The sequence below is a fragment of the Pseudomonas sp. WS 5010 genome (assembly GCF_012985565.1).
In the GTDB taxonomy this organism is placed as follows: domain Bacteria; phylum Pseudomonadota; class Gammaproteobacteria; order Pseudomonadales; family Pseudomonadaceae; genus Aquipseudomonas.
Genome location: NZ_JAAQWQ010000005.1, coordinates 193075 through 217540 on the forward strand (window position 1 = coordinate 193075; position 24466 = coordinate 217540).

At 62.0% G+C, this 24466-nt stretch carries 27 protein-coding genes; 25 read left to right on the plus strand and 2 right to left on the minus strand.

What is annotated here, in order from left to right; translation table 11 throughout:
* Nucleotides 1–30: 30 nt before the first annotated feature.
* The 25 genes from HBO11_RS17705 to HBO11_RS17825 all read left to right on the plus strand — a co-directional run bounded on the left by HBO11_RS17705 (nt 31) and on the right by HBO11_RS17825 (nt 22165).
* Nucleotides 31–372, plus strand: coding sequence for an Hpt domain-containing protein (locus HBO11_RS17705; RefSeq protein WP_169955932.1), 342 nt, complete (start codon nt 31–33; stop codon nt 370–372).
* Between the two features lie 90 nt (nt 373–462).
* Nucleotides 463–1782, plus strand: coding sequence for a flagellar hook-length control protein FliK (locus HBO11_RS17710; protein ID WP_169955934.1), 1320 nt, complete (start codon nt 463–465; stop codon nt 1780–1782).
* Nucleotides 1783–1991: 209 nt separating this feature from the next.
* Nucleotides 1992–2495 (plus strand): flagellar basal body-associated protein FliL, encoded by a 504-nt coding sequence (fliL, locus tag HBO11_RS17715; RefSeq protein ID WP_169955936.1) that lies wholly within the window; start codon nt 1992–1994, stop codon nt 2493–2495.
* A 9-nt stretch (nt 2496–2504) separates the two neighbouring features.
* Nucleotides 2505–3473: a flagellar motor switch protein FliM gene (gene fliM, locus HBO11_RS17720; protein ID WP_029292532.1), complete on the plus strand. Its 969-nt coding sequence runs from the start codon at nt 2505–2507 to the stop codon at nt 3471–3473.
* 43 nt (nt 3474–3516) lie between these two features.
* Nucleotides 3517–3984: a flagellar motor switch protein FliN gene (fliN, locus tag HBO11_RS17725; RefSeq protein ID WP_029292534.1), complete on the plus strand. Its 468-nt coding sequence runs from the start codon at nt 3517–3519 to the stop codon at nt 3982–3984.
* Between the two features lies 1 nt (nt 3985).
* Entirely contained in the window at nt 3986–4420 is a 435-nt protein-coding gene (gene fliO, locus HBO11_RS17730; RefSeq protein ID WP_169955938.1) for a flagellar biosynthetic protein FliO, read from the plus strand.
* Nucleotides 4420–5163: a flagellar type III secretion system pore protein FliP gene (gene fliP, locus HBO11_RS17735; RefSeq protein ID WP_057438812.1), complete on the plus strand. Its 744-nt coding sequence runs from the start codon at nt 4420–4422 to the stop codon at nt 5161–5163. The genes fliO and fliP overlap by 1 nt, the downstream gene beginning before the upstream one ends.
* Before the next feature lie 4 nt (nt 5164–5167).
* Complete coding sequence (gene fliQ, locus HBO11_RS17740; RefSeq protein WP_003192936.1) at nt 5168–5437, plus strand: flagellar biosynthesis protein FliQ; 270 nt, start codon at nt 5168–5170, stop codon at nt 5435–5437.
* A 4-nt stretch (nt 5438–5441) separates the two neighbouring features.
* The gene (gene fliR, locus HBO11_RS17745) at nt 5442–6227 is read left to right on the plus strand and encodes a flagellar biosynthetic protein FliR (RefSeq protein ID WP_038446990.1); all 786 of its coding nucleotides are present in this window, start codon (nt 5442–5444) and stop codon (nt 6225–6227) included.
* 3 nt (nt 6228–6230) lie between these two features.
* On the plus strand, nt 6231–7367 hold the full coding sequence (gene flhB / locus HBO11_RS17750) for a flagellar biosynthesis protein FlhB (RefSeq protein ID WP_169955940.1): 1137 nt from the start codon (nt 6231–6233) through the stop codon (nt 7365–7367).
* Nucleotides 7368–7582: 215 nt separating this feature from the next.
* Nucleotides 7583–7786 carry a cold-shock protein gene (locus HBO11_RS17755; protein WP_169955942.1) on the plus strand — a complete coding sequence of 68 codons (204 nt, stop codon included), beginning with the start codon at nt 7583–7585 and terminating at the stop codon, nt 7784–7786.
* A gap of 144 nt (nt 7787–7930) precedes the next feature.
* Nucleotides 7931–10045, plus strand: a complete 2115-nt coding sequence (gene flhA / locus HBO11_RS17760; protein WP_169955943.1) for a flagellar biosynthesis protein FlhA — start codon at nt 7931–7933, stop codon at nt 10043–10045.
* A gap of 11 nt (nt 10046–10056) precedes the next feature.
* On the plus strand, nt 10057–11373 hold the full coding sequence (gene flhF, locus HBO11_RS17765) for a flagellar biosynthesis protein FlhF (RefSeq protein WP_029292553.1): 1317 nt from the start codon (nt 10057–10059) through the stop codon (nt 11371–11373).
* 101 nt (nt 11374–11474) lie between these two features.
* Nucleotides 11475–12308: a flagellar synthesis regulator FleN gene (fleN, locus tag HBO11_RS17770; protein ID WP_003192912.1), complete on the plus strand. Its 834-nt coding sequence runs from the start codon at nt 11475–11477 to the stop codon at nt 12306–12308.
* On the plus strand, nt 12305–13045 hold the full coding sequence (gene fliA, locus HBO11_RS17775) for an RNA polymerase sigma factor FliA (RefSeq protein WP_029292560.1): 741 nt from the start codon (nt 12305–12307) through the stop codon (nt 13043–13045). Before fleN ends, fliA begins: the two co-directional genes overlap by 4 nt.
* A 168-nt stretch (nt 13046–13213) precedes the next feature.
* Complete coding sequence (locus tag HBO11_RS17780) at nt 13214–13588, plus strand: chemotaxis response regulator CheY (protein ID WP_005790040.1); 375 nt, start codon at nt 13214–13216, stop codon at nt 13586–13588.
* An 18-nt stretch (nt 13589–13606) separates the two neighbouring features.
* Complete coding sequence (locus HBO11_RS17785) at nt 13607–14395, plus strand: protein phosphatase CheZ (RefSeq protein WP_169955945.1); 789 nt, start codon at nt 13607–13609, stop codon at nt 14393–14395.
* A gap of 12 nt (nt 14396–14407) precedes the next feature.
* Nucleotides 14408–16618, plus strand: coding sequence for a chemotaxis protein CheA (locus HBO11_RS17790; protein WP_169955947.1), 2211 nt, complete (start codon nt 14408–14410; stop codon nt 16616–16618).
* Nucleotides 16619–16667: 49 nt separating this feature from the next.
* On the plus strand, nt 16668–17789 hold the full coding sequence (locus HBO11_RS17795; protein WP_169955948.1) for a chemotaxis response regulator protein-glutamate methylesterase: 1122 nt from the start codon (nt 16668–16670) through the stop codon (nt 17787–17789).
* Nucleotides 17789–18529 carry a flagellar motor protein gene (locus HBO11_RS17800; RefSeq protein WP_029292570.1) on the plus strand — a complete coding sequence of 247 codons (741 nt, stop codon included), beginning with the start codon at nt 17789–17791 and terminating at the stop codon, nt 18527–18529. Before HBO11_RS17795 ends, HBO11_RS17800 begins: the two co-directional genes overlap by 1 nt.
* Before the next feature lie 15 nt (nt 18530–18544).
* The gene (gene motD / locus HBO11_RS17805) at nt 18545–19432 is read left to right on the plus strand and encodes a flagellar motor protein MotD (RefSeq protein ID WP_169955950.1); all 888 of its coding nucleotides are present in this window, start codon (nt 18545–18547) and stop codon (nt 19430–19432) included.
* 51 nt (nt 19433–19483) lie between these two features.
* On the plus strand, nt 19484–20272 hold the full coding sequence (locus HBO11_RS17810) for a ParA family protein (protein WP_133714231.1): 789 nt from the start codon (nt 19484–19486) through the stop codon (nt 20270–20272).
* Nucleotides 20273–20410: 138 nt separating this feature from the next.
* Complete coding sequence (locus tag HBO11_RS17815) at nt 20411–21211, plus strand: CheW domain-containing protein (protein WP_169955952.1); 801 nt, start codon at nt 20411–20413, stop codon at nt 21209–21211.
* A gap of 75 nt (nt 21212–21286) precedes the next feature.
* The gene (locus HBO11_RS17820; RefSeq protein WP_029292578.1) at nt 21287–21772 is read left to right on the plus strand and encodes a chemotaxis protein CheW; all 486 of its coding nucleotides are present in this window, start codon (nt 21287–21289) and stop codon (nt 21770–21772) included.
* Entirely contained in the window at nt 21773–22165 is a 393-nt protein-coding gene (locus HBO11_RS17825; protein ID WP_169955954.1) for a DUF2802 domain-containing protein, read from the plus strand.
* Between the two features lie 270 nt (nt 22166–22435).
* Here the strand turns inward: HBO11_RS17825 and HBO11_RS17830 are convergent, their stop codons facing one another.
* Both HBO11_RS17830 and HBO11_RS17835 read right to left on the minus strand, forming a co-directional pair.
* Nucleotides 22436–22765 carry an EscU/YscU/HrcU family type III secretion system export apparatus switch protein gene (locus tag HBO11_RS17830; protein WP_057958955.1) on the minus strand — a complete coding sequence of 110 codons (330 nt, stop codon included), beginning with the start codon at nt 22763–22765 and terminating at the stop codon, nt 22436–22438.
* Nucleotides 22762–24333: a flagellar hook-length control protein FliK gene (locus HBO11_RS17835; protein WP_169955955.1), complete on the minus strand. Its 1572-nt coding sequence runs from the start codon at nt 24331–24333 to the stop codon at nt 22762–22764. The genes HBO11_RS17830 and HBO11_RS17835 overlap by 4 nt, the downstream gene beginning before the upstream one ends.
* Nucleotides 24334–24466: the final 133 nt, after the last annotated feature.

Consider the following 24466-nt stretch of genomic DNA (forward strand, 5'->3'; position numbering starts at 1 on the left):
TCCGCCGATTCTTGATCAAGGAGCGAACAAGTGACGCACAAACATATGGACCGTGAAGTGTTGGTGGGTTTGCAGGAAGTGATGGAGGGCGACTATCCCCATTTGCTCGACACCTTCCTCGATGACTCGCAAAAACGTGTCGAAGCCTTGCGCAAGGCCCGCGATGACGCCAAGGCGCTGGGGCGCATAGCCCACAGCTTCAAAGGCAGCAGCGGCAACCTCGGTGCGGTGCGCCTGGCGCGCCTGTGCCAGCGCCTGGAGGTCGAGTCGGCCAAGAATGAGATTAGCGACCTGGGCAATCTGGTCGACCAGATTGATCACGAGTTCGCGTTGGTCAAGCCGCTGTACGAGTCGGAGCGCCAGCGCTTCTAGGGTTGGCGGGGCTGGTTGGAAAAGCTGGCCCGACTTTTGCTCTCTATCTTCTGCCTGCGCCCTCGACCCTGCGCAGCGGAGACCTGACTTATGCCTCTAGCCCCCAACTCGCTCCTGCAGGCCGCTCCCGCGGTCAAGCCGCAGGCTTCCCCCGCCAATGCGCAGGCAACGGCCGCGGACACGCGGGCCAAAGCGCCAGGCTTTGCACAGGTGTTCGCCAAGGAGTCCAAGGCGCCACCCGCCAAGGCTGTGGATATGGCGCCCAAGCCCAGCCGCGACAAGCCGACCGACACCAGCGCGAAGAAGGATGTCGGCAACGACAAGCCTGCCGCTGGCACTCCAGCCGTTGCCGATAGCGGCAAGACTTTGCCTGCCACGCCGCCCGCCAAGGCGGACGCGCCAGCCAGCAGCGATGACGATAAAAATACCGACAAGGACCTGGCGCAAGCCCAGCCGCCAGCGGTCGATGGGGTGGTCGATCCGGCCTTGATCGCGGCCGTGACACCCGCACCGGTAGCGGTTCAGACCGCCGTGGTGGAGGAAGTCGCCACGCCGCTGCTGACCACGCCGCCGGTCACTGAAGAAGTTGCACCTGCCTTCGACCCGGAAGCCGACCCGCTGGACTCATTGCCGGCTGTGCGCCTGGCGATGGAGCAGGGCGGTCATGTGTCCGCCAGCAGCCAGGCTACGCAAAAGAACCTGCCAACCCAGGCCGAACCTACCGCCGCGCAGAACTTCAGCAACGGCCTGGCGGCCATGGTCGACCAGCAGGCGGCCAAGGACAGCACCGACCAGGGTGGCGAAAAGGCCTTTAGCGGCCTGCTCGAAGACGGCCTCAAGGACTTGAAGGGCGCGAGCAGCGACACCCGCGTCGATGACTTCGCCAATCGCCTGGCCGCCCTGACCCAGGCTGCCACGCCCAAGACCGCCAACGCCTTGCCACTGAATAACCAGCCACTGGCCATGCACCAGGGCGGCTGGACCGAGGAAGTGGTGAACCGGGTCATGTACCTGTCCAGCGCCAACCTCAAGTCTGCCGATATCCAATTGCAGCCTGCCGAGCTGGGGCGCCTGGATATCCGCGTGAACATGACGGCCGATCAGCAGGCCCAGGTGAACTTCATGAGCGGCCATGCCGCCGTGCGCGAGGCCCTGGAAAGCCAGTCCGGGCGCCTGCGGGAGATGTTCGCCCAGCAGGGCATGGGCCAGGTCGACGTGAACGTGTCCGACCAGTCCCGTGGCTGGCAGGGCCAGGGCCAGGAACAACAGCAGAACCAGGCGCGGGGTGTCAGCGGCAGTGGCGGACACAGCGACGGGCATGATACGGGCCTGGCTGGCGAAGTCACCGAAGTGGCGGCACCGATAGCCCAGTCCGTCATCGGCTCCAGCGCCGTGGACTACTACGCCTGACCTGAAACTGGCGCCGATCAAAATGTGGGAGCTGGCTTGCCTGCGATAGCGGTGTGTCAGCGACATAGTTCGCGCCTGATACACCGCTATCGCAGGCAAGCCAGCTCCTACATTGACGCGTTCCCCCTCACCGCAGACAACTCTGGCATAACACTTGCTCTTGCCTTCCCGTGGATCTATGAAACCCCGAATAGTGACGGATTATTGGCATGGCGAAGAGTGACGACGCAGCAACAGCACCTGCAGCAGGCAAGGGCAAGCTCAAGATGATCCTGCTGATTGTCGTGGCCTTGTTACTGGCCATCGGCGTGTCGGTGGGGGCTACCTGGTACTTTATGCACAGTGCCCAGAGCAAGCCGGTACCTGCGGCCGAGACTGCCAGCAACGTCAAGCAACCGGCAATTTTCGAGCAGATGCTCCCGGCCTTTGTCGCCAACTACAACCAGAACGGTCGCCAGCGCTACCTGCAGGTGAGTATTTCCCTGCTGGCGCGCAACCAGGCGGACCTCGATGCGCTCAAGGTGCATATGCCGGTGATCCGCAACAACCTGGTGATGCTGTTCTCCGGGCAGAGTTTCGATAGCCTGGCCACCCCCGTGGGCCAGGAAATGCTGCGCCAGAAAGTCACGGCCAGCGTGCAGGAAGTGGCCCAGAAAGAACTGGGCAAAGTCGTGGTCGAGCAGGCGCTCTTCACTAATTTCGTATTGCAGTAGGATCACGACATGGCCGTGCAAGACCTGCTGTCCCAGGATGAAATCGACGCCCTGTTGCATGGTGTCGACGATGGTCTGGTACAGACCGAAATGGCTGCCGAGCCCGGCAGCGTCAAAAGTTATGACCTGACCAGCCAGGATCGCATCGTCCGTGGACGCATGCCGACCCTGGAGATGATCAACGAGCGTTTTGCCCGCTACACCCGGATCAGCATGTTCAACATGCTGCGCCGCTCGGCGGACGTGGCGGTGGGCGGCGTGCAGGTGATGAAGTTTGGCGAGTACGTGCATTCGCTGTACGTGCCTACCAGCCTGAACCTGGTCAAGATCAAGCCGTTGCGCGGCACCGCCTTGTTCATCCTCGACGCCAAGTTGGTGTTCAAGCTGGTGGACAACTTCTTCGGCGGCGACGGCCGTCACGCCAAGATCGAAGGCCGCGAGTTCACCCCCACCGAGTTGCGCGTCGTGCGCATGGTGCTGGAGCAGGCCTTTATCGACTTGAAGGAAGCCTGGCAGGCGATCATGGAAGTCAATTTCGAGTACATCAACTCGGAAGTGAACCCGGCCATGGCCAACATCGTCGGGCCCAGCGAAGCCATTGTGGTCTCCACCTTCCATATCGAACTCGATGGCGGCGGCGGTGACCTGCACGTGACCATGCCGTACTCGATGATCGAGCCGGTGCGCGAGATGCTCGACGCCGGCTTCCAGTCCGACCTCGACGACCAGGACGAACGCTGGGTCAAGGCCCTGCGCGAAGACTTGCTGGATGTCGATGTGCCGCTGAGTGCCACCGTGGCGCGCCGCCAGTTGCGCCTGCGCGATATTTTGCACATGCAGCCGGGGGATGTGATTCCCGTCGAACTGCCGGACGAATTGATCATGCGCGCCAATGGCGTGCCGTCGTTCAAGGTCAAGCTCGGCTCCCACAAAGGGAACCTGGCGTTGCAAGTGGTTGAGCCGATCAACCGTCGCTGATGCATCCCCTAATTGATGATTTTTGCTGCGCCGAGGACATGTAATGGCTACCGAACACGAAAACACTTCCGCCGAAGACCAGGCCCTGGCTGACGAATGGGCGGCTGCCCTGGAAGAGACCGGCGATGCAGGCCAGGACGATATCGACGCCTTGCTGGCGGCCGACGCCGCCACTGCGCCGGTGGGTAACCGCCTGCCCATGGAAGAGTTTGGCAGCGTGCCGAAGAACCATGAGCCCGTATCGCTCGATGGGCCCAACCTGGACGTGATCCTCGATATCCCGGTGTCGATTTCCATGGAAGTGGGCAGCACCGAAATCAACATCCGCAACCTGTTGCAACTCAACCAGGGTTCGGTGATCGAGCTTGATCGCCTGGCTGGCGAGCCGCTGGATGTGCTGGTCAACGGCACGCTGATCGCCCATGGCGAAGTGGTGGTGGTCAACGAGAAGTTCGGCATCCGCCTGACTGACGTGATCAGCCCCAGCGAACGTATCAAGAAGCTGCGCTGAGATGAGTCGCCGCTTGCTGGGACTGTTGTGGGCGCTGCCGCTGGGCGTCTTCGCGGCTGAACCGGTGGCCCAGGTCGCCGCGCCGGCCGGCGGCGGCAGCGTAACTGGGCAGCTGACTCAGTTGGTGCTCGGCCTGTTGCTGGTGGTGGGATTGATCTTTGCCCTCGCCTGGTTGTTGCGCCGGGTACAGCGCATTGGCCCGGGCCATGCCCAGGTCATTGAGCTGGTGGGGTCGCGGGCCCTGGGGCCGCGTGATCGCCTGGTGCTGGTGCAGGTGGGCGAGGAACAGATCCTGCTCGGCCTCACCCCTGGCCGGATTACCCCGTTGCACGTGCTCAAGCATCCGGTGAGCGTGGCCCAGACCGAGGCCGCCACACCGGAGTTCGCCCAGCGCCTGATGGAGCTGATGGGCAAGGACCAGAAGGATAAGAAGTAATGCGCGTTCTATTGGCGCTCATGCTGTTGCTGGCCGCGCCCCTGGCGTTCGGTGCCGACCCGTTGTCGATCCCGGCGATCACCCTGGGCACTAACGCGGCCGGGGCCCAGGAGTATTCGGTCAGTCTGCAGATCCTGCTGATCATGACCGCGCTGAGCTTTATCCCGGCGTTCGTCATGCTGATGACCAGCTTCACCCGGATCATTATCGTGTTCTCGATTCTGCGCCAGGCCCTGGGCCTGCAGCAGACCCCGTCGAACCAGATCCTTACCGGCATGGCGCTGTTTCTGACGCTGTTTATCATGGCGCCGGTGTTCGACAAGGTGAACCAGCAAGCCCTGCAACCCTACCTGGCGGAGAAAATGACCGCCCAGGATGCGGTGGAAAAGGCCCAGGGCCCGATCAAGGATTTTATGCTGTCGCAGACCCGTTCCAGTGACCTGGAACTGTTTGTACGCCTGTCCAAGCGCACCGATATCGCCAGCCCGGACCAGGCGCCGCTGACGATCCTGGTGCCGGCGTTCGTCACCTCGGAGCTCAAGACCGCGTTCCAGATCGGGTTCATGATCTTTATCCCGTTCCTGATCATCGACCTGGTGGTGGCCAGTGTGCTGATGGCCATGGGTATGATGATGCTGTCGCCGCTGATCATTTCGTTGCCGTTCAAGATCATGCTGTTTGTCCTGGTGGACGGTTGGGCGCTGATTATCGGCACCCTGGCCGGCAGTTTCGGAGGGGTATAGCGCCATGACCCCGGAAGTCGCCGTCGACCTGTTTCGTGAAGCATTGTGGCTGACCACCCTGATGGTCGCCGTGCTGGTGGTGCCCAGCCTGTTGGTGGGTTTGCTGGTGGCGATGTTCCAGGCTGCCACGCAGATCAACGAACAGACCCTGAGCTTCCTCCCGCGCTTGCTGGTGATGCTGGTCACGCTGATCGTGGCCGGCCCCTGGCTGGTGCAGACCTTCATGGAATACATCCTGCAGCTGTACGGCAGTATTCCGCAGTTGATCGGCTGACCTGATGCAGTCCTTGCTGGCATTGACCGACACCCAGATCAGCACCTGGGTGGCCGCGTTCATCCTGCCGCTGTTTCGTGTGGGCGCGTTGCTGATGACCATGCCGGTGATCGGCACGACCCTGGTGCCCAAGCGCGTACGGCTGTTTTTCACGGTGGCGATTACCGTGGTCATCGTGCCGACGCTGCCGGCGATGCCGCCGGTCAACGCCCTGGACCTCAGTGCGCTGCTGCTGATTGCCGAACAGATCCTGATCGGTGCCTTGATGGGCTTCTCCCTGACCCTGTTCTTCCAGGCCTTCGTGATTGCCGGGCAAATCGTCTCGATCCAGATGGGCATGGGCTTCGCGTCCATGGTCGACCCCACCAACGGCGTGTCGGTGGCGGTGATCGGGCAGTTCCTGACCATGCTGGTGACCTTGCTGTTTTTGGCCATGAACGGCCATCTGGTGGCGTTTGAGATTCTCACCGAAAGCTTCACCACCTTGCCGGTGGGCGAGGGGCTGATCGTCAATCACTTCTGGGAAGTGGTCGGCCGCCTCAGTTGGGTGCTGGGCGCGGCGTTGCTGCTGGTACTGCCGGCGATCACCGCGTTGCTGGTGGTCAACATTGCCTTCGGCGTGATGACCCGCGCCGCGCCGCAGTTGAATATCTTCGCCATTGGTTTCCCGCTGACCCTGGTGTTGGGCCTGGGGATTTTCTGGATCGGCCTGGCCGACATTCTCAATCAGTATCAACCGCTGGCCAGTGACGCCTTGCAGTTCTTACGTGATCTGGCACGGGCGCGCTAAGCCATGGCCGAGAGCGAGAGTGGTCAGGACAAGACAGAAGACCCCACGGAGAAACGTAAAAAGGACTCCCGGGAAAAGGGCGAGATTGCCCGCTCCAAAGAGCTCAACACCCTGGCGGTGATGCTCGCCGGTGCCGGTGGCCTGCTGATTTACGGCGGCGGGCTGGCCCAGGACTTGATGGAGATCATGAAGCACAACTTCTCCCTGCCCCGGGATGTGCTGCTGGACCCGCGCGCCATGGGCATCTACCTGCTGCACTCGGGCAAGATCGCGATCCTCGCTGCGCAGCCGGTGCTGATCACCTTGCTCCTGGCGGCGATCATCGGGCCGATTTCCCTGGGTGGCTGGCTGTTTGCGGCCGGCAGCCTGGCGCCTAAATTCAGTCGGATGAACCCCGGTGCGGGGATCAAGCGCATGTTCTCCGCCAAGGCTGTGGTAGAGCTGCTCAAGGCCCTGGCGAAATTTTTTATCATCCTGTTCGTGGCGCTGGTGGTGTTGAAGTCAGATATCGACGACTTGCTGCGCATCGCCCATGAACCGCTGGAGCTGGCGATCATCCACAGCGTGCAGTTGGTGGGCTGGAGCGCATTGTGGATGGCCTGCGGCCTGATCCTGATTGCCGCAGTGGATGCGCCGATCCAGCTGTGGGAAAGCCACAAGAAACTGCTGATGACCAAGCAGGAAGTACGCGACGAGCACAAGGACCAGGAAGGTCGGCCGGAAGTGAAGCAGCGTATCCGCCAACTGCAACGCGACATGTCCCAGCGCAAGATGATGGCTTCGGTGCCGGATGCCGATGTGGTCATCACCAACCCGACCCACTACGCCGTGGCGCTCAAATACGACGCCGAGAAGGGCGGCGCGCCGCTGTTGCTGGCCAAGGGTAGCGACTTCACTGCCTTGAAAATCCGCGAAATCGCCCAGGCCAACGACATCCTGCTGTTGGAATCGCCGGCGCTGGCGCGTTCGATCTTCTATTCCACCGATCTCGATCACGAGATCCCGGCCGGGTTGTACCTGGCGGTGGCCCAGGTGCTGGCCTATGTCTACCAGATTCGCCAATACCGCGCGGGCAAGGGCAAACGCCCGGATCCGCTCAAGGACTTGCCGATTCCGCCGGATTTGCGGCGCGATTCTTGAGTCTTCTGCTGCCTCTTTCGACGTCATCGCGGGCCAGCCCGGCTCCCACATTTGATCGCATTCCAATGTGGGAGCCGGGCTGGCCCGCGATGGCGTCGGAACAGGTGCTTACCGTTCGTCCAACTCCCTTCCGACCTGTCAACTTTGACAGTAGTCAGCCCCCGTGCAGCGCGCTTTGATAGACCGGGAACAGGCACTGATTTGGGAGAAGGGCAATGGCAACGGGTACGGTGAAGTGGTTTACCGATTCAAAGGGCTTTGGATTCATCACGCAAGACGCCGGAGGAGAGGACCTGTTTGTGCACTTCTCGAGCATTCAAAGCAACGGCTTCAAGTCGCTGGCGGAGGGCCAGAAGGTGGAATATGAAGTTGTAGAGGGTCCGAAAGGCAAGCAGGCATCAAACGTGCGTCCACTCTGATGATCGTTCCCACGCTCCTGCGTGGGAACGATCTCGTCCCTGAAGCAAAAGTTGGAAGGCTTCTTGCAATACCGCCTTCAGGACGCCTCTCGGCGTCAAAAGTTTGCTTCAAGGTGACGAGGAATACCGGTGGATCGCTCTAATATGTTCAACACAGCCCGTGGCACTCTGACGGACCTCTCGCGAGGCAATCTGGGTGTGCCGTTGTTGCTGTTGGTCATGCTGGCAATGATGATGTTGCCGATGCCGCCGTTCCTGCTGGACGTGTTCTTCACCTTCAACATTGCCCTGTCTATCGTCGTGCTGCTGGTTTGCGTGTACGCGCTGCGGCCTTTGGACTTTGCGGTCTTCCCCACCATTTTGCTGGTTGCCACGCTGCTGCGCCTGGCCCTTAACGTGGCCTCCACGCGGGTGGTGATGCTGCACGGCCAGGACGGCCACGCCGCCGCCGGCAAGGTGATCCAGGCCTTCGGCGAGGTGGTGATCGGCGGTAACTACGTGGTCGGTATCGTGGTGTTTGCGATCCTGATGATCATCAACTTCGTGGTGGTGACCAAGGGCGCCGGGCGGATTTCCGAGGTCAGTGCGCGTTTTACCCTCGACGCCATGCCCGGCAAGCAAATGGCGATCGACGCCGACCTCAACGCCGGCCTGATCGACCAGAACCAGGCCAAGGCCCGCCGCTCGGAAGTGGCCCAGGAAGCCGAGTTCTATGGCTCCATGGACGGTGCCAGCAAGTTCGTGCGGGGCGACGCCATCGCCGGCCTGCTGATCCTGTTTATCAACCTGATCGGCGGCATGGCGGTCGGTATCTTCCAGCACGGCATGACCTTTGGCGATGCGGGCAAGGTTTACGCCCTGTTGACCATTGGTGACGGTTTGGTGGCGCAATTGCCATCACTGTTGTTATCGACAGCGGCGGCGATCATGGTCACCCGTGCGTCCGGCTCCGAAGACATGGGCAAGCAGATCAACCGCCAGATGTTCGCCTCACCCAAGGCCCTGGCCGTGGCGGCCGGCATCATGGCGATCATGGGCATTGTGCCGGGCATGCCGCATTTCTCGTTCCTGACCATGGCCGCGCTGGCCGCCGGCGGGGCGTACCTGTTCTGGAAAAAGCAGAACACCATCAAGGTCCAGGCCTTGAAAGAGGTGGAGCGCCAGCAAGACCTGCTGCCGTCGCCGGCCCGCGCCCAGGAAACCAAGGAGTTGGGCTGGGATGACGTGACCCCCATCGACATGATCGGCCTGGAAGTCGGCTACCGCCTGATCCCCCTGGTGGACCGCAACCAGGGCGGCCAGTTGCTGGCGCGGATCAAGGGCGTGCGCAAGAAGCTGTCCCAGGACCTGGGCTTTTTGATGCCCACCGTACATATCCGCGACAACCTCGACCTGGCCCCCAGTGCCTACCGCCTGACGCTGATGGGCGTGACCCTGGCCGAAGCCGAGATCTACCCCGACCGCGAACTGGCGATCAACCCCGGCCAGGTCTTCGGCACCCTCAGCGGCATAACCGCCAAAGATCCGGCTTTTGGCCTGGACGCGGTGTGGATCGAAGTCAGCCAGCGCAGCCAGGCGCAGTCCCTGGGCTATACGGTGGTCGATGCCAGCACGGTGGTGGCGACCCACCTCAACCAGATTCTGTACAAGCACTCCCACGAGCTGATTGGCCACGAAGAAGTCCAGCAACTCATGCAATTGCTGGCCAAGGCCTCGCCAAAGCTGGCCGAGGAGCTGGTGCCGGGGGTGTTGTCGCTGTCGCAACTGCTCAAGGTGCTGCAAGCGCTGTTGGCCGAACAGGTGCCGGTGCGGGACATTCGCAGCATTGCCGAGGCTATCGCCAACAATGCCGCCAAGAGTCAAGATACTGCCGCGCTGGTGGCTGCGGTGCGCGTCGGTTTGTCGCGCGCTATCGTCCAAAGCATTGTAGGGCTTGACTCTGAGCTGCCTGTGATCACCTTGGAACCAAGGTTGGAACAAATATTGCTCAATAGTATCCAGAAGGCAGGGCAGGGCCAGGAAGAGGGCGTCCTGCTGGAGCCAAGCATGGCTGAAAAGCTGCAGCGTTCGTTGATTGACGCCGCACAGCGCCAGGAAATGCAGGGCCAACCGGTGATTCTGCTGGTGGCAGGCCCCGTCCGGGCGATGTTGTCGCGGTTTGGACGCCTGGCAGTACCGAATTTGCACGTTTTGGCTTACCAGGAAATTCCTGACAATAAGCAAGTGACTATCGTCGCGACAGTAGGGCCCAACGGCTGAGGTAGTGGGTTATGCAAGTAAAGCGTTTTTTCGCCGCCGATATGCGTCAGGCCATGAAGCTGGTTCGTGATGAACTGGGCGCCGACGCGGCTATTATCGGTAACCGTCGCATTGCCGGCGGTGTCGAGCTGACGGCTGCCCTGGATTACAAACCCCAGGCCTTGGCGCCGCGCGTGCCGAACATGGAACTCGAAGACGAGTTGCGCAAGACCGCCTCGCGTATTGTCTCGGCCCAGGCCGAGCTGAGCATGCGTGGCGACAGCGATGCGACCACCAATCGCCAATTGTTTGCCGGCCTGCCGCTGACGGCGGCCGAGCCACTCGTCGAACCGACTTTTGTCGAGCCGCCACGTCCCGCCGCGCCAGCACCGGCCGCTGCGGTCGACCAGCGCGTGTTCGACTCGATGCGTTTTGAACTCAATGGCCTGCGTGAACTGCTGGAAGTGCAGTTGGGCTCGCTGGCCTGGAACCAGTTGCAAGGCAGCAAGCCGCAACAGGCCAACCTCTGGCGCCGCCTGCAACGCATCGGCCTGTCCGGCCCGTTGTCGCGCGACTTGCTGGAATTGACCACCGGCATAGAAGAGCCTCGCCAGGCCTGGCGCATGTTGCTGGCGCACCTGGCGCGCATGATCCAGACCCCGGAAATCGAACCCCTTGAAGAAGGTGGCGTGATTGCCATGGTCGGCCCTGCCGGCATGGGCAAGACCACCACCCTGGCCAAGCTGGCCGCCCGTTATGTCCTCAAGTACGGCGCCCATAACATTGCGCTGGTGAGCATGGACAGCTACCGCATCGGTGCCCAGGAACAGCTCAAGACCCTGGGCCGGATCCTCAATGTGCCGGTGACCCACGTCGACCCGGGCCAGTCCCTGGCCAACGCCCTCGACCCGCTGCTGCGCAAGCGCGTGGTGCTGATCGATACCGCTGGCCTGCAAGCCAGCGACCCGGCATTGCGCATGCAACTGGAAAGCCTGGCCGGGCGCGGGATCAAGTCGAAAAATTACCTGGTACTTGCAACAACCAGCCAGAAACAGGTTCTGACTGCTGCGTACCACAGCTACAAACGTTGTGGGCTGGCCGGTTGCATCCTGACTAAGCTGGATGAAACCGCAAGCCTGGGCGAAGTGTTGAGCCTTGCCATCAGCCATGAATTACCGGTCGCCTACCTGACCGACGGGCCGCGGATCCCGGATGACTTGCATCTGCCGCGCCGTCATCAGTTGGTCAGCCGCGCGGTCAGTGTGCAAATGCAGGACGAACCCAGTGAAGAGGCGATGGCGGATATGTTCGCCGACCTCTATCACAACCCAGCCAAGCGGGTCGGCTGAACGGCAACATGCAACACAGTGCAATGTACCTACATCGATGGTCTGCTACCGCGGCCACCCTATGTAGCCTGCGGCTAAGCAAGACAAGGTAAAGAAAGAACATGGGCAGCATGCATCCCGTACAGGTGATCGCGGTGACCGGCGGCAAAGGTGGCGTCGGGAAAACTAACGTGTCAGTGAATTTGTCCCTGGCCCTGGCAGAGCTTGGCCGCCGCGTCATGCTGCTGGATGCCGACCTGGGCCTGGCGAACGTTGACGTTCTGCTGGGACTGACGCCCAAACATACCCTGGCCGATGTCATTGAAGGCCGCTGTGAGCTGCGCGACGTGCTGTTGCAGGGGCCTGGGGGGATTCGGATCGTCCCGGCCGCCTCCGGCACCCAGAGCATGGTGCATCTGAGCCCGGCGCAGCACGCCGGCCTGATCCAGGCCTTCAGTGATATCGGCGACAACCTCGACGTGCTGGTGATCGACACTGCCGCCGGGATCGGCGAGTCCGTGGTCAGCTTCGTGCGCGCCGCGCAAGAAGTATTGCTGGTGGTCTGCGACGAACCCACCTCGATCACCGACGCCTACGCCCTGATCAAACTGCTCAACCGCGACTACGGCATGAACCGCTTCCGCGTGCTTGCCAACATGGCCCAGAGCCCGCAAGAAGGGCGCAACCTGTTCGCCAAGTTGACCAAGGTCACGGATCGCTTCCTCGATGTCGCCTTACAATACGTCGGCGCAGTTCCCTATGACGAGTGTGTGCGCAAGGCTGTGCAAAAGCAGCGTGCAGTCTATGAAGCGTTCCCTCGTTCGAAATGCGCGTTGGCGTTCAAGGCAATTGCTCAGAAGGTCGATACCTGGCCACTGCCCGCCAATCCCCGGGGGCATCTGGAGTTTTTCGTCGAGCGATTGGTGCATCAGACGAGTGCGGGACCGGTGCTATGACAGCCAGCGGCTACAACCTTTACAAAAAATCAGCGCGTGACAGCCAGGGCGAATTGATCGAGCGCTATGCGCCCCTGGTCAAGCGCATTGCCTACCACCTGCTGGCACGCCTGCCCGCCAGTGTCCAGGTCGAAGACCTGATCCAGGCGGGGATGATCGGCCTGCTCGAAGTGTCGACCAAGTACGACGCGAGCAAGGGTGCGAGTTTCGAGACGTATGCGGGTATCCGTATCCGTGGCGCGATGCTCGATGAAGTGCGTAAAGGTGATTGGGCGCCGCGTTCGGTCCACCGCAATACCCGGATGGTGAGTGACGCAATTCGCTCAATTGAAGCAAAAACCGGTCGCGACGCTAAAGATCACGAAGTTGCGGCCGAACTCCAATTGAGTCTCGACGATTACTACGGGATTTTGAACGATACCTTGGGCAGCCGCCTGTTCAGTTTCGACGACCTGCTGCAGGACGGCGAACATGAAGGGCTGCACGAGGATGGCGCGAGCGCTCACCAGGAGCCTTCACGCGACCTGGAAGATGAACGCTTCCAGGGCGCCCTGGCAGAGGCGATTGCCAATCTGCCGGAACGTGAGCGGCTGGTGTTGGCGCTGTACTACGACGAAGAGCTGAACCTCAAGGAAATCGGTGAGGTCCTGGGGGTCAGCGAATCGCGGGTCAGCCAGCTACATAGCCAATGCGCGGCCCGCTTGCGGGGGCGTTTGGGAGAGTGGCGAGCGCGCTGACAGGCAGTGTGGGGACAGTGCGAACGATAACCGCCACGGCGCAAGCCCGGCGGGAGCGGCCCGTGATGTGCCCCAGCAGTCCTTTTTGTGTAATGCCTGTTGAATGATATGGCGCGCCCAGGTGCTGGACGCGTTTAAGACTGCTTGGAGGTCGAATTGGACAAGAACATGAAAATCCTCATCGTTGATGACTTCTCAACGATGCGGCGGATCATAAAAAACCTGTTGCGTGACCTTGGGTTCACTAACACGGTCGAGGCGGATGACGGCATTACGGCGATTCCGATCCTCAACAGCGGGAGCATCGACTTTCTGGTAACCGACTGGAACATGCCTGGCATGACCGGTATCGATCTGCTGCGCCATGTGCGCGCTGATGAAAAGCTGCGCAGCCTGCCTGTGCTGATGGTGACCGCTGAAGCCAAGCGTGAACAGATCATCGAAGCCGCCCAGGCCGGGGTCAACGGCTACGTGGTCAAGCCATTCACTGCACTGGCCTTGAAAGAGAAGATTGAAAAAATCTTCGAACGCATCGGTCATTGATGCTGCCACGGGGGAGCTATGGAGCATAAAGAATCATCGCAGGCCGACTTTGAGTCGACCCTGAAAAAACATGCTCACCAACTCGTCGAAAGCCTGGAAAAAGGCCAGTTCGGCGACGCAGTGCAGTTGATCCATGAGCTCAACCAGACCCGCGACCGCGGCCTGTATCAGGAAGTGGGCAAGCTCACCCGTGAGTTGCACAGTGCGATCGTCAATTTCCAGATCGACCCGCACATGCCCCAGGCCGAGGAAATCTCGCAGATCACCGATGCCACCGAACGCCTGTCCTACGTGGTCAGGCTGACTGAGGCGGCAGCCAATCGCACCATGGACCTGGTGGAAAACGCCACGCCCCTGGTGAACGGCATGGCCAATGAGGCCAAGGCGTTGAGCGCTGACTGGGGGCGCTTCATGCGGCGCGAAGTGGGTGCTGAAGAATTTCGCGAGCTGGCGCGCCGGGTCGAGGGTTTCCTGTCACGCAGCGAGCAGGAAAACCGCACGGTTTCCAGCAACCTCAATGACATCCTGCTGGCCCAGGACTACCAGGACCTGACCGGCCAGGTGATCAAGCGCGTAACCCTGCTGGTCACCGAAGTGGAAAGCAACCTGCTCAAACTGGTGCTGATGGCCGGTCAGGTCGACCGTTTTGCCGGCATCGAACACGACCGCGAAGCGATCCTCTCGGAAAAAGATCCACAAAAACACCTCGCCAAGGGTGAAGGTCCGCAGATTCATGCCGATAAACGTGAAGACGTTATGTCAGGTCAAGATGACGTAGACGATTTGCTGTCCAGTTTAGGCTTCTAAGGAGCACGCAATATGAGCTTCGGCGCCGATGAAGAAATCCTTCAGGATTTCCTTGTAGAGGCCGGCGAAATTCTAGAGCAGTTGTCCGAGCAACTGGTCGAGCTGGAAAGCCGACCGGATGATGCGAACCTGCTCAATGCAATTTTTCGCGGTTTTCACACTGTAAAAGGGGGCGCCGGCTTCCTCCAGCTCCATGAGCTGGTGGAGTGCTGCCACATCGCCGAAAACGTGTTCGACATCCTGCGCAAGGGTGAGCGTCACGTTGATTCGGAATTGATGGACGTGATCCTCGAAGCCTTGGACGCGGTCAACGGCATGTTCAATGAAGTGCGCGAACGCGCACCGATTACGGCTGCCACCCCGGAACTGCTGGCCGCCCTGGCGCGCCTGGCAGAGCCTGCCGCTGTATCTGCCGCCCCGGTGGTTGAGGCGGCGCCTGAGCCGGTGGCTGAACCCGACGTTACCGACAGCGAATTCGAACAACTGCTGGACTCCCTCAATGCCGTCAAGGCCGAGGCACAAGCACCGGCAGCGGCTGCGCCGGCCATGGTGCCGACCAGCGAAGACATCACCGACGCCGAGTTCGAGTCATTGCTCGACCAGTTGCACGGCAAGGGCCAGTTCGCCCCGGACGCCGTGGCAGCCACACCGGCGCCTGTGGAGCCGGCAGCGCCAGCGGCCAGCACCGACATTACCGACGACGAATTTGAAGCACTGCTGGATCAGTTGCACGGCAAAGGCTCGTTTGCCGCCGATGCCCTGCCGGCAGTCGCTGCGGCGGTTGCACCTGCCGCTGCCACGCCTGCTGCTGCGGCACCGGCGGCGGATGGCCTGATCACCGACCATGAATTTGAATCCCTGCTCGACGAATTGCACGGCAAGGGCAAGTTCTCCGAAGTAGCGCCTGGCGCCGCAGCCACCGCGACCGCCACCGCAGCGGTGGCCAAGCCGGCACCCGCTGCCGCCAAGGCTGCTGCACCGGCTGCGGCCCGTGCCGCCGCCCCGGCGCCAGCCCGCGCGCCGGCAGCTGCCGAGAAAGCCCCGGCCAGTGAAGCCGAAACCACCGTGCGGGTCGATACCGCGCGCCTGGACGACATCATGAACATGGTCGGCGAACTGGTGCTGGTGCGTAACCGCCTGGTGCGCCTGGGCCTGAACAGCGGCGACGAAGCCATGCAAAAGGCCGTGTCGAACCTCGACGTGGTCACTGCCGACCTGCAGACCGCGGTGATGAAGACGCGCATGCAGCCGATCAAGAAGGTTTTCGGGCGCTTCCCGCGCCTGGTCCGTGACTTGGCCCGGCAGTTGAAGAAAGAGATCGCCCTGGAACTGGTGGGCGAAGAAACCGACCTCGACAAAAACCTTGTCGAGGCCCTGGCCGACCCGCTGGTCCACTTGGTGCGCAACGCGGTCGACCACGGTGTGGAAACCCCCGAAGAGCGCGAAGCCAGCGGCAAGCCGCGCCTGGGCAAAGTGATCCTGGCCGCCGAACAGGAAGGCGACCATATCCTGCTGTCGATCACCGATGACGGCAAAGGCATGGACTCCAATATCCTGCGCGGTATCGCGGTCAAGCGCGGCGTCATGGACAAGGACGCCGCCGACCGCCTCACCGACACTGAGTGCTACAACCTGATTTTTGCCCCGGGCTTCTCGACCAAGACCGAGATTTCCGACGTGTCCGGCCGTGGCGTGGGCATGGACGTGGTGAAGACCAAGATCAGCCAGCTCAACGGCTCGATCAATATCTACTCGACCAAGGGCCAGGGCTCGAAGATCGTCATCAAGGTGCCGTTGACCCTGGCGATCATGCCGACCCTGATGGTGATGCTGGGCAACCAGGCGTTCGCCTTCCCGCTGGTCAACGTCAACGAAATCTTCCACCTCGACCTGTCGCGCACCAATGTGGTCGATGGCCAGGAAGTGGTGATTGTGCGGGACAAGGCCCTGCCGCTGTTCTACCTCAAGCGTTGGCTGGTGGCGTCCGCCGCTCATGAAGAGCAGCGCGAAGGCCACGTGGTGATCCTGTCCGTGGGCACCCAGCGTATCGGCTTTGTCGTCGATCAACTGGTTGGCCAGGAAGAAGTGGTCATCAAGCCATTGGGCAAGATGCTGCAAGGAACGCCAGGCATGTCGGGTGCGACCATTACCGGTGACGGTCGGATCGCGCTGATTCTCGATGTTCCGAGCATGCTCAAGCGTTACGCCGCACGGCGTATTTGATTCGGCCCGGGCAGGGCGGTTGTCCCTCGCCCGGCCTAACGGAGTGGTTATGGTAGTCAAGGTTCTGGTGGTGGACGATTCGGGTTTCTTCCGCCGCCGCGTCTCGGAAATTCTTTCAGCGGATTCCAACATCCAGGTGGTCGGAACGGCCACCAACGGCAAAGAGGCGATTGATCAGGCCCTGGCATTGAAGCCGGACGTGATCACCATGGACTACGAGATGCCGATGATGGATGGCATCACCGCCGTGCGCCACATCATGCAGCGTTGCCCGACCCCGGTCTTGATGTTCTCGTCGCTGACCCACGAAGGCGCCCGGGTGACCCTCGACGCGCTGGACGCTGGCGCCGTGGACTTCCTGCCGAAGAATTTCGAAGACATCTCGCGCAACCCGGAAAAGGTCAAGCAGATGCTCTGCGAGAAGGTGCACAGCATCTCGCGCAGCAACCGCAGCAGCTTCCGCGCGCCGGTGGCTCCCGCCCCGGTAGCGGCGCCGGCACCGACCAGCAGCAGTTTCGGGCGCCCGGCCCCAGCCCCGGTGGCAAGGCCTGCCGTGGCCCCGGCGCGTACAGCGGCGCCGAGTCCGGCCTCGCCTGCGCCCAAGCGCAAGGCCTACAAACTGGTGGCGATCGGGACCTCCACCGGCGGCCCGGTGGCCTTGCAGCGGGTCTTGACCCAGTTGCCGGCCAACTTCCCCGCGCCCATCGTGCTCATCCAGCACATGCCCGCCGCATTCACCAAGGCCTTTGCCGAGCGCCTGGACAAGCTGTGTCGCATCAGCGTCAAGGAAGCCGAAGACGGCGACATCCTGCGTCCGGGCCTGGCGTTGCTGGCCCCAGGTGGCAAGCAAATGATGGTCGACGGTCGCGGCGCGGTGAAAATCCTGCCGGGTGACGAGCGTCTGAACTACAAGCCGTGCGTGGATATCACCTTCGGTTCGGCGGCCAAGTCCTACGGCGACAAAGTTCTGGCGGTGGTCCTCACCGGCATGGGCGCCGACGGTCGCGAAGGCGCACGCCTGCTCAAGCAGGGCGGCAGCTCGATCTGGGCCCAGGATGAAGCCAGCTGCGTGATCTATGGCATGCCCATGGCCATCGTCAAGGCCGACCTGGCCGACGCGGTCTACAGCCTGGATGACATCGGCAAGCATCTGGTGGAGGCCTGTCACTGATGGATGTGTTGAGCCTGGTTGGGATTCTTCTGGCGTTTGTCGCCATTATTGGCGGCAACTACCTGGAAGGCGGCCATCTTGGCGCCCTGGCCAACGGCCCGGCAGCGTTGATCGTGATCGGCGGCACCGTCGGCGCGGCGCTGTTGCAATCGCCCCTGAGCTCGTTCAAGCGGGCGATGCAGATCCTGGTGTGGATCATTTTCCCGCCGCGCGTGGATTTGGCCGGCGGCATCGACCGCGTGGTCAACTGGAGCCTTACCGCGCGCAAGGAAGGCTTGCTGGGCCTTGAAGGCGTGGCCGATGCCGAGCCCGACAGCTACGCGCGCAAAGGCCTGCAACTGCTGGTCGACGGCGCGGAGCCGGAAGCCATCCGCAGCATCCTTGAAGTGGACTTCTACACCCAGGAAAGCCGTGATATCAACGCGGCCAAAGTCTTTGAAAGCATGGGCGGCTACGCGCCGACCATCGGCATCATCGGTGCGGTCATGGGCTTGATCCACGTGATGGGCAACCTGGCCGACCCTTCGCAATTGGGCAGCGGCATCGCTGTGGCGTTCGTCGCCACCATCTATGGCGTGGCCAGTGCCAACCTGTTGCTGCTACCGATTGCCAGCAAGCTCAAATCCATTGCCATGCGCCAGTCCCGTTACCGGGAAATGCTGCTCGAAGGCATCCTGTCGATTGCCGAGGGCGAGAACCCGCGGTCCATCGAATTGAAGCTTCAGGGCTTCATGGATTGATGGGGGGTATTGCCTGTGAGCCGTCGCCGCCGCGAGCCTGAAGAGCACGTCAACCATGAACGCTGGCTGGTGTCCTACGCCGACTTCATCACCTTGCTGTTCGCCTTTTTCGTGGTGATGTACTCCATTTCCTCGATCAACGAAGGCAAGTACAAGGTCATCTCCGAAGCCCTGGTAGGGGTATTTACCGACTCGGACCGGGCGCTCAAGCCAATCCCCATTGGCGACGAGCGGCCCAAGACCACCACCCCGGCCAAACCGTTGGTCAAGGACAGCGACGAGACCGACGCCGGCATCAGTGGCGGCAGCGACCCGCTCAAGAGCATCGCCGACGATATCAGCGCGGCGTTTGGCGACCTGATCAGCTCCAACCAGATGACTATTCGCGGCAACGAGCTGTGGGTGGAGATCGAGCTCAATTCCAGCCTGCTGTTTGCCAGTGCCGACGCGCTGCCCAGCGATATTGCCTTCAGCATCATCGACAAGGTGGCGGCCATCTTGAAGCCCTTCGACAACCCGATCCACGTCGAAGGCTTTACCGATGACCAGCCGATCCATACCGCGCAATTTCCCACCAATTGGGAGTTGTCGTCGGCACGCTCGGCGAGCATCGTGCGCATGCTGGCCATGCAGGGGGTCAACCCTGGGCGCCTGGCGTCGGTGGGCTATGGCGAATTCCAGCCGGTGGCCAATAATGCGACGGCCGAAGGCCGCGCGCGCAATCGGCGGGTGGTGTTGGTGGTGTCGCGCAACCTCGATGTGCGGCGCAGCCTGACCGCCACCGGTGCGGCCAATGCACAACCTGATGCAGCAATGAAGCGGGCTGGCACACAAACTGCACCGACGCCCGTAAAGCCGCCGGAACGCGGGAGTGCCGTCAATTCTCCGTCACCGGCTCTATAACCTCGTGCTATTTCTCGGTCGAGCCAGTGCCTGCCGGGAGGAACAATCCGAATGAGAGTCTGGGCAGTTGCCAATCAAAAAGGTGGGGTCGGCAAGACCACCACCTCCATCGCCTTAGCCGGCCTGCTGGCCGAGGCGGGCAAGCGCGTGGTCATTGTCGACCTGGATCCCCACGGCTCGATGACCAGTTATTTCGGCTACGACCCGGATGCGCTGGAACACAGCTGCTTCGACCTGTTTTTGCACAAGGGCAGCGTCCCCACAGGCTTGCCCGGGCAACTGCTGTTGCCCACCAGCAACGAGAAGATTTCCCTGTTGCCCTCCAGCACCGCCCTGGCCACCCTCGAGCGCCAGTCGCCGGGGCAGAGTGGCCTGGGCCTGGTGATCGCCAAGAGCCTGGCGCAACTGTGGCAGGACTTCGACTACGCCATCATCGACAGCCCGCCATTGCTCGGCGTGCTGATGGTCAATGCCCTGGCGGCCAGCCAGCAACTGGTGATCCCGGTGCAAACCGAGCACCTGGCGGTCAAGGGCCTGGAGCGCATGGTCAGCACCCTGACCATGATCAACCGTTCGCGCAAACAGGCGTTGCCGTTCAGCATCGTGCCGACCCTGTTTGACCGTCGCACCCAGGCCTCCCTCGGCACCCTGCGCGTACTGCGCGATGCCTACCCCGAAACCATCTGGCAAGGCTATATCCCGGTGGACACGCGCCTGCGTGACGCCAGCCGCGCCGGCTTGGCGCCCTCGCAATTCGATGGCAAGAGCCGTGGCGTGCTGGCGTACCGCGCCTTGCTCAAGCATCTGCTGGCTCAGCAACTTGTGGCGCAGGTGGCATGAAATGACCAACTCTCTAATTGCGTGCCTTGCCCGCGATGGGTTTTGCCTGATCTCACGGACTTTTGATTCAAGTCCGCGTGCGGGCAGGCCGATAACCTTTGAATACACGGTCAACGGTGCGTGCGCGTGGGCATACAGATGAGTCGTCCTGTCGATATCAAGACCCGGCCGCAACTGGCGCTGCAGTCCTACCTGGATGCACTGCTGCAGGATGCGACCGAGGAGCTGCTGCCCGAGCCGATCCTGGTGCTGGATGAAGTGCTGGCGGTGCCTGTGGTCGAGGCTGAAGCCAGCCTGGATGAGTTTCAACTGGCGGTCCTCGAAGAGCAGGCCCGTGATGCGTTGGTGGTGCCGGTCGTTGCCCCGGTCGTGCAAGCGCCTGCACCCTTGGCGCTGGTGCCGCCGGTGGCCGAAGTGCATCGACCGCCGAGCATTACCCCGCCACCGGTGGAAACCGATGGCCGGCCAGCGTGGGCGGCCGAGTCGTTCGAATGCCTGCTGTTCGATGTGGCCGGGTTGACGCTGGCGGTGCCGCTGGTGTGCCTGGGGTCGATCTACTCCCTGGAGGGCCAGGAATTGACGCCGTTGTTCGGCCAGCCGGAGTGGTTCCTCGGGATCCTGCCGAGCCAGGCCGGCAACCTCAAGGTGCTGGATACCGCGCGCTGGGTGATGCCCGACCGCTATCGCGATGATTTTCGCCAGGGCCTGCAATACGTGATCTCGGTGCAGGGCTACGAATGGGGGCTGGCGGTGCATCAAGTCAGCCGTTCGCTGCGCCTGGACCCCAACGAAATCAAATGGCGCAGCCACCGTGGCCAGCGGCCATGGCTGGCGGGCACCGTGATCGAACACATGTGCGCGCTGCTGGATGTCGCCGAATTGGCGGAGCTGATTGCCAGCGGTGCGGTAAAAGATCTGCCAGGTAACAAACGTACTTGATAAGAGGCGCAGCGCCACGGTGCTGCCAAAGAAGAACACACGCCGTTATCAACGGTATTTGAAGGGGTCAGGGGTATGAACAAGTCGTCAGCGTCCGCACAGGGTTTGGATGATCCGATTCTGCAATGGGTGACCTTCAAACTGGACAACGAGTCCTACGGCATCAACGTGATGCGCGTGCAGGAAGTGCTGCGCTACACCGAAATCGCGCCAGTGCCGGGTGCGCCGAGCTACGTGCTGGGCATCATCAACCTGCGCGGCAACGTCGTGACCGTGATCGACACCCGCCAGCGCTTTGGCCTGATGCCGACTGAAGTCAACGACAACACGCGGATCGTCATCATCGAGGCCGACAAGCAAGTGGTCGGGATCATGGTCGACAGCGTGGCCGAGGTGGTTTACCTGCGCCAGTCGGAAGTCGAGACGGCGCCGAATGTCGGCAACGAGGAGTCGGCCAAGTTTATCCAGGGCGTGTGCAACAAGAACGGCGAGCTGCTGATTCTGGTTGAGCTGGACAAGATGATGAGTGAAGAAGAGTGGTCGGACCTGGAGAACATCTGATTGATGCTTGAGGTAGCGGTAATCGTCCTGGCCCTGCTGTGGGTCGGGACCGTGGTGGTGTTGTTGCGCCATATGCGCCAGCAACGCGAATCGGCCCTGCAACAGGCCGAGCGCGACGCCGTGCGCGACCAGCGCCTGCGCGAGATGGCCAAGCGCGTGGACAACTACCAGCAAAGCGCGGTGCGGGTAGGGGAGGACGTGCACGAACTGCGCTCGATCGTTGCACCGTTGCCCGACAAGCTGTCGGCGCTGGAACAGCGCGACCCGGCCAACCTATCCTTTGCCCAGGCGGCCAAGCTGGTGGGCATGGGCGCCACGGTGGACGAACTGACCCAATCCTGCGGCCTGACCCAGGCCGAGGCACAGTTGATGAGCAAATTGCACAAAAGCTGAGCCTGTACCGATTCAAATGTGGGAGCGGGCTTGCTCGCGAAAGCGGTGGATCAGTCAACGCTGTAGCGACTGACCCACCGCCATCGCTGGCAAGCCAGCTCCTACACTTGTTTTTTGTTGCCCCCACTTCCAGCGTCTGGCGCAGTTCCCATGTAGGAGCGGGCTTGCCCGCGATGGCGGTGTGTCAGCCAATACATGTACCGACTAACCCACCGCTTTCGCGAGCAAGCCCGCTCCCACATTTTTTGATCTGTGTGCATCCCTGAAACGTCAGTAATCATCCCCGCGCGCCGTCACATCCCGCTCCACCGGCTCGGCATTGGGGTCATACCCCGCCGGGAACTTGCCTTTGAGCGTCCAGGCAAACGCAATAATCTCGGCGATGGTGCGGTACAACTCTTCGGGGATGCTGTCGCCCAGTTCCATGCGCGCCAGTAATTTCACCAGTTCGGCATTTTCATAAATCGGGACTTCATGTTCCCGCGCCAATTTCAGGATGGCTTCGGCCAGGGCGTCGTCACCTTTGGCGGTCAGGGCGGGGGCGGCTTTGCCGTCGTATTTGAGGGCGATGGCCTGGCGCGGTGGGTTGGGGTTCTTCATGCGGTTTCATCCACCCAGCGTTGTTCCAGCCCGGTCTTCGGCCCACGGGGTGGGGTGCCGAGGTGGCAGTCGAGGTCGCCGACGTTGAGGCCCGATGACACCAGGCGTTCGCGCAGGCTGCCCAGGTGGCTTTCGATCAGGCTGGCGGTGAACGGGCGGGTGGCCCACAACTGGCTGGACAGTTTGCCCTGGCTCAATTGCGCCTGGACCTGCAACGGGCCCAGGGGCTCCATGTCGAAGGCCAGCTCCACGCGCCACAGCATCTTTTTCGCATCGCGTTCGATCTTGCGCTCCGGCTCGTCCTTGTCCGGCGGCGGTTCTTCGCGCTGGAACTTGACCTGCAGCGGCACGATGTCTTGCAAGGTGCGCATGGGGATTTCCAGTTGCCAGGTGGTTTGCAGGCGGCCATCGGCGGTGGTGCCGCTTTGTTCCAGGCTCGACAGTTGATGGCTCTGCAAGCGTGAGATGGCGCCGGCGGCCAGGCGCAACAGGTTTTCCAGGCTGTTTTCACCGTCCAGGCGCTGCAGCAGGCGCTCTGGCAATGGGAAGCCGCCCGGCGCGGTGCGGGCGCCCACTTGGCCGAGGGTGCCCAGCGGGCTGCGGACAAAGCTGGGCAGCATCTGCGCCAGGGTATTGGCGGCCAGGATTGCATTGAGGTTGGTGCTGGCGGGCAGGGCGGGTAGCAATTCGTTGACCAGGCGCAGCAGGCTGCCCTTCATATCCAGCGGCGGCACTTGCGGGTTTTGCCCGGCCAGCAGCTTGGCTTCGAGGAATACGCCGCTGTTGTACAGCAGTTGTGCCAGCACCTTGGGATTGCTGACCTGCGCCACATCCGGCAGCCCGGCCTGCAAGCGGTCGACGGCGGCGCGCAACGGCGCCGAGGTGTCATCGGGCAGGTTCTTCAAGGCATTGAACAGGCCTTCCAGCGAGCCCTGGCGGCTTTGCTGGGCGGCCAGTTGCTGGCTGACCGCCAGTTGATCGCGCAGCCCGCTCAGGGGCACGAAATCCAGGGTCTGCGCGCCTTGCACCACGGCACTCAACAAGCTGGCGACGCGTAGCGGCTGCGGGCTTTCCAGGGTCAGGGTGGTGCCACTCAGGGCGCTGTTGAGCACCGACACCAGCGAGCGGTACAGCGCCGGCTGCCCGGCCCCCTGAGGCAGCATCTGCGAAGTCAGCACCTTGGCTTGCAGCAAGCTGCCCACCGGCAATTGAGTGGTGTCGATACGGGTCAGGGCCGCGACATTGGCGCTGAGCGCCTGTTGCAGGCTGATCGCCAGGTCGCCCGACGCCGTCTGGCTCACCGCCACGTTGCTGCCCAGGGGTAGCGGCTGGCTGCTGGCGGCCTGCACCAGGGTTTGCCGGCCACCTTCGAGGGTCAGCTTGAGCAATAGCTGAAAGGCTTCACCGCCTTGCTTGAGCGCCAGCACCTCGGCGTTCACGGTTTTTCCGGCGTCGATCAACCCTGCCTGAGGCTCCAGCAGTTTCAGCAGTTCACCCACCGCAGGCGCAGGCCTGGGCCCGGTGGCCGGGGCTGGGGGCAGGGTTGGAAGGTTGATGTCACCGGTCATCGTGGCCGCCGTCTCAAGGAAATTGCCCTCTTTAGAGTAGGGCATCGCATGTATAATGCCGCCCGTCTGCAAAGAGCGTGTCAAAAACATCACAACTGATTGATCCAGCTCTCTAAAACAGGCCGCCAATGCA

What these genes read in the sequence shown, in the direction of transcription:
- HBO11_RS17790 (WP_169955947.1), top strand. Translation starts at nt 14,408, where the DNA reads ATGAGCTTCGGCGCCGATGAAGAAATCCTTCAGGATTTCCTTGTAGAG.
- fliN (WP_029292534.1), top strand. Translation starts at nt 3,517, where the DNA reads ATGGCTACCGAACACGAAAACACTTCCGCCGAAGACCAGGCCCTGGCT.
- HBO11_RS17795 (WP_169955948.1), top strand. Translation starts at nt 16,668, where the DNA reads ATGGTAGTCAAGGTTCTGGTGGTGGACGATTCGGGTTTCTTCCGCCGC.
- flhA (WP_169955943.1), top strand. Translation starts at nt 7,931, where the DNA reads ATGTTCAACACAGCCCGTGGCACTCTGACGGACCTCTCGCGAGGCAAT.
- HBO11_RS17780 (WP_005790040.1), top strand. Translation starts at nt 13,214, where the DNA reads ATGAAAATCCTCATCGTTGATGACTTCTCAACGATGCGGCGGATCATA.
- fliP (WP_057438812.1), top strand. Translation starts at nt 4,420, where the DNA reads ATGCGCGTTCTATTGGCGCTCATGCTGTTGCTGGCCGCGCCCCTGGCG.
- flhF (WP_029292553.1), top strand. Translation starts at nt 10,057, where the DNA reads ATGCAAGTAAAGCGTTTTTTCGCCGCCGATATGCGTCAGGCCATGAAG.
- HBO11_RS17835 (WP_169955955.1), bottom strand. Translation starts at nt 24,333, where the DNA reads ATGACCGGTGACATCAACCTTCCAACCCTGCCCCCAGCCCCGGCCACC.
- fliR (WP_038446990.1), top strand. Translation starts at nt 5,442, where the DNA reads ATGCAGTCCTTGCTGGCATTGACCGACACCCAGATCAGCACCTGGGTG.
- fliL (WP_169955936.1), top strand. Translation starts at nt 1,992, where the DNA reads ATGGCGAAGAGTGACGACGCAGCAACAGCACCTGCAGCAGGCAAGGGC.
- HBO11_RS17815 (WP_169955952.1), top strand. Translation starts at nt 20,411, where the DNA reads ATGAGTCGTCCTGTCGATATCAAGACCCGGCCGCAACTGGCGCTGCAG.
- HBO11_RS17710 (WP_169955934.1), top strand. Translation starts at nt 463, where the DNA reads ATGCCTCTAGCCCCCAACTCGCTCCTGCAGGCCGCTCCCGCGGTCAAG.
- HBO11_RS17800 (WP_029292570.1), top strand. Translation starts at nt 17,789, where the DNA reads ATGGATGTGTTGAGCCTGGTTGGGATTCTTCTGGCGTTTGTCGCCATT.
- fliQ (WP_003192936.1), top strand. Translation starts at nt 5,168, where the DNA reads ATGACCCCGGAAGTCGCCGTCGACCTGTTTCGTGAAGCATTGTGGCTG.
- HBO11_RS17810 (WP_133714231.1), top strand. Translation starts at nt 19,484, where the DNA reads ATGAGAGTCTGGGCAGTTGCCAATCAAAAAGGTGGGGTCGGCAAGACC.
- HBO11_RS17830 (WP_057958955.1), bottom strand. Translation starts at nt 22,765, where the DNA reads ATGAAGAACCCCAACCCACCGCGCCAGGCCATCGCCCTCAAATACGAC.
- fleN (WP_003192912.1), top strand. Translation starts at nt 11,475, where the DNA reads ATGGGCAGCATGCATCCCGTACAGGTGATCGCGGTGACCGGCGGCAAA.
- fliA (WP_029292560.1), top strand. Translation starts at nt 12,305, where the DNA reads ATGACAGCCAGCGGCTACAACCTTTACAAAAAATCAGCGCGTGACAGC.
- HBO11_RS17755 (WP_169955942.1), top strand. Translation starts at nt 7,583, where the DNA reads ATGGCAACGGGTACGGTGAAGTGGTTTACCGATTCAAAGGGCTTTGGA.
- HBO11_RS17820 (WP_029292578.1), top strand. Translation starts at nt 21,287, where the DNA reads ATGAACAAGTCGTCAGCGTCCGCACAGGGTTTGGATGATCCGATTCTG.
- fliM (WP_029292532.1), top strand. Translation starts at nt 2,505, where the DNA reads ATGGCCGTGCAAGACCTGCTGTCCCAGGATGAAATCGACGCCCTGTTG.
- flhB (WP_169955940.1), top strand. Translation starts at nt 6,231, where the DNA reads ATGGCCGAGAGCGAGAGTGGTCAGGACAAGACAGAAGACCCCACGGAG.
- HBO11_RS17785 (WP_169955945.1), top strand. Translation starts at nt 13,607, where the DNA reads ATGGAGCATAAAGAATCATCGCAGGCCGACTTTGAGTCGACCCTGAAA.
- fliO (WP_169955938.1), top strand. Translation starts at nt 3,986, where the DNA reads ATGAGTCGCCGCTTGCTGGGACTGTTGTGGGCGCTGCCGCTGGGCGTC.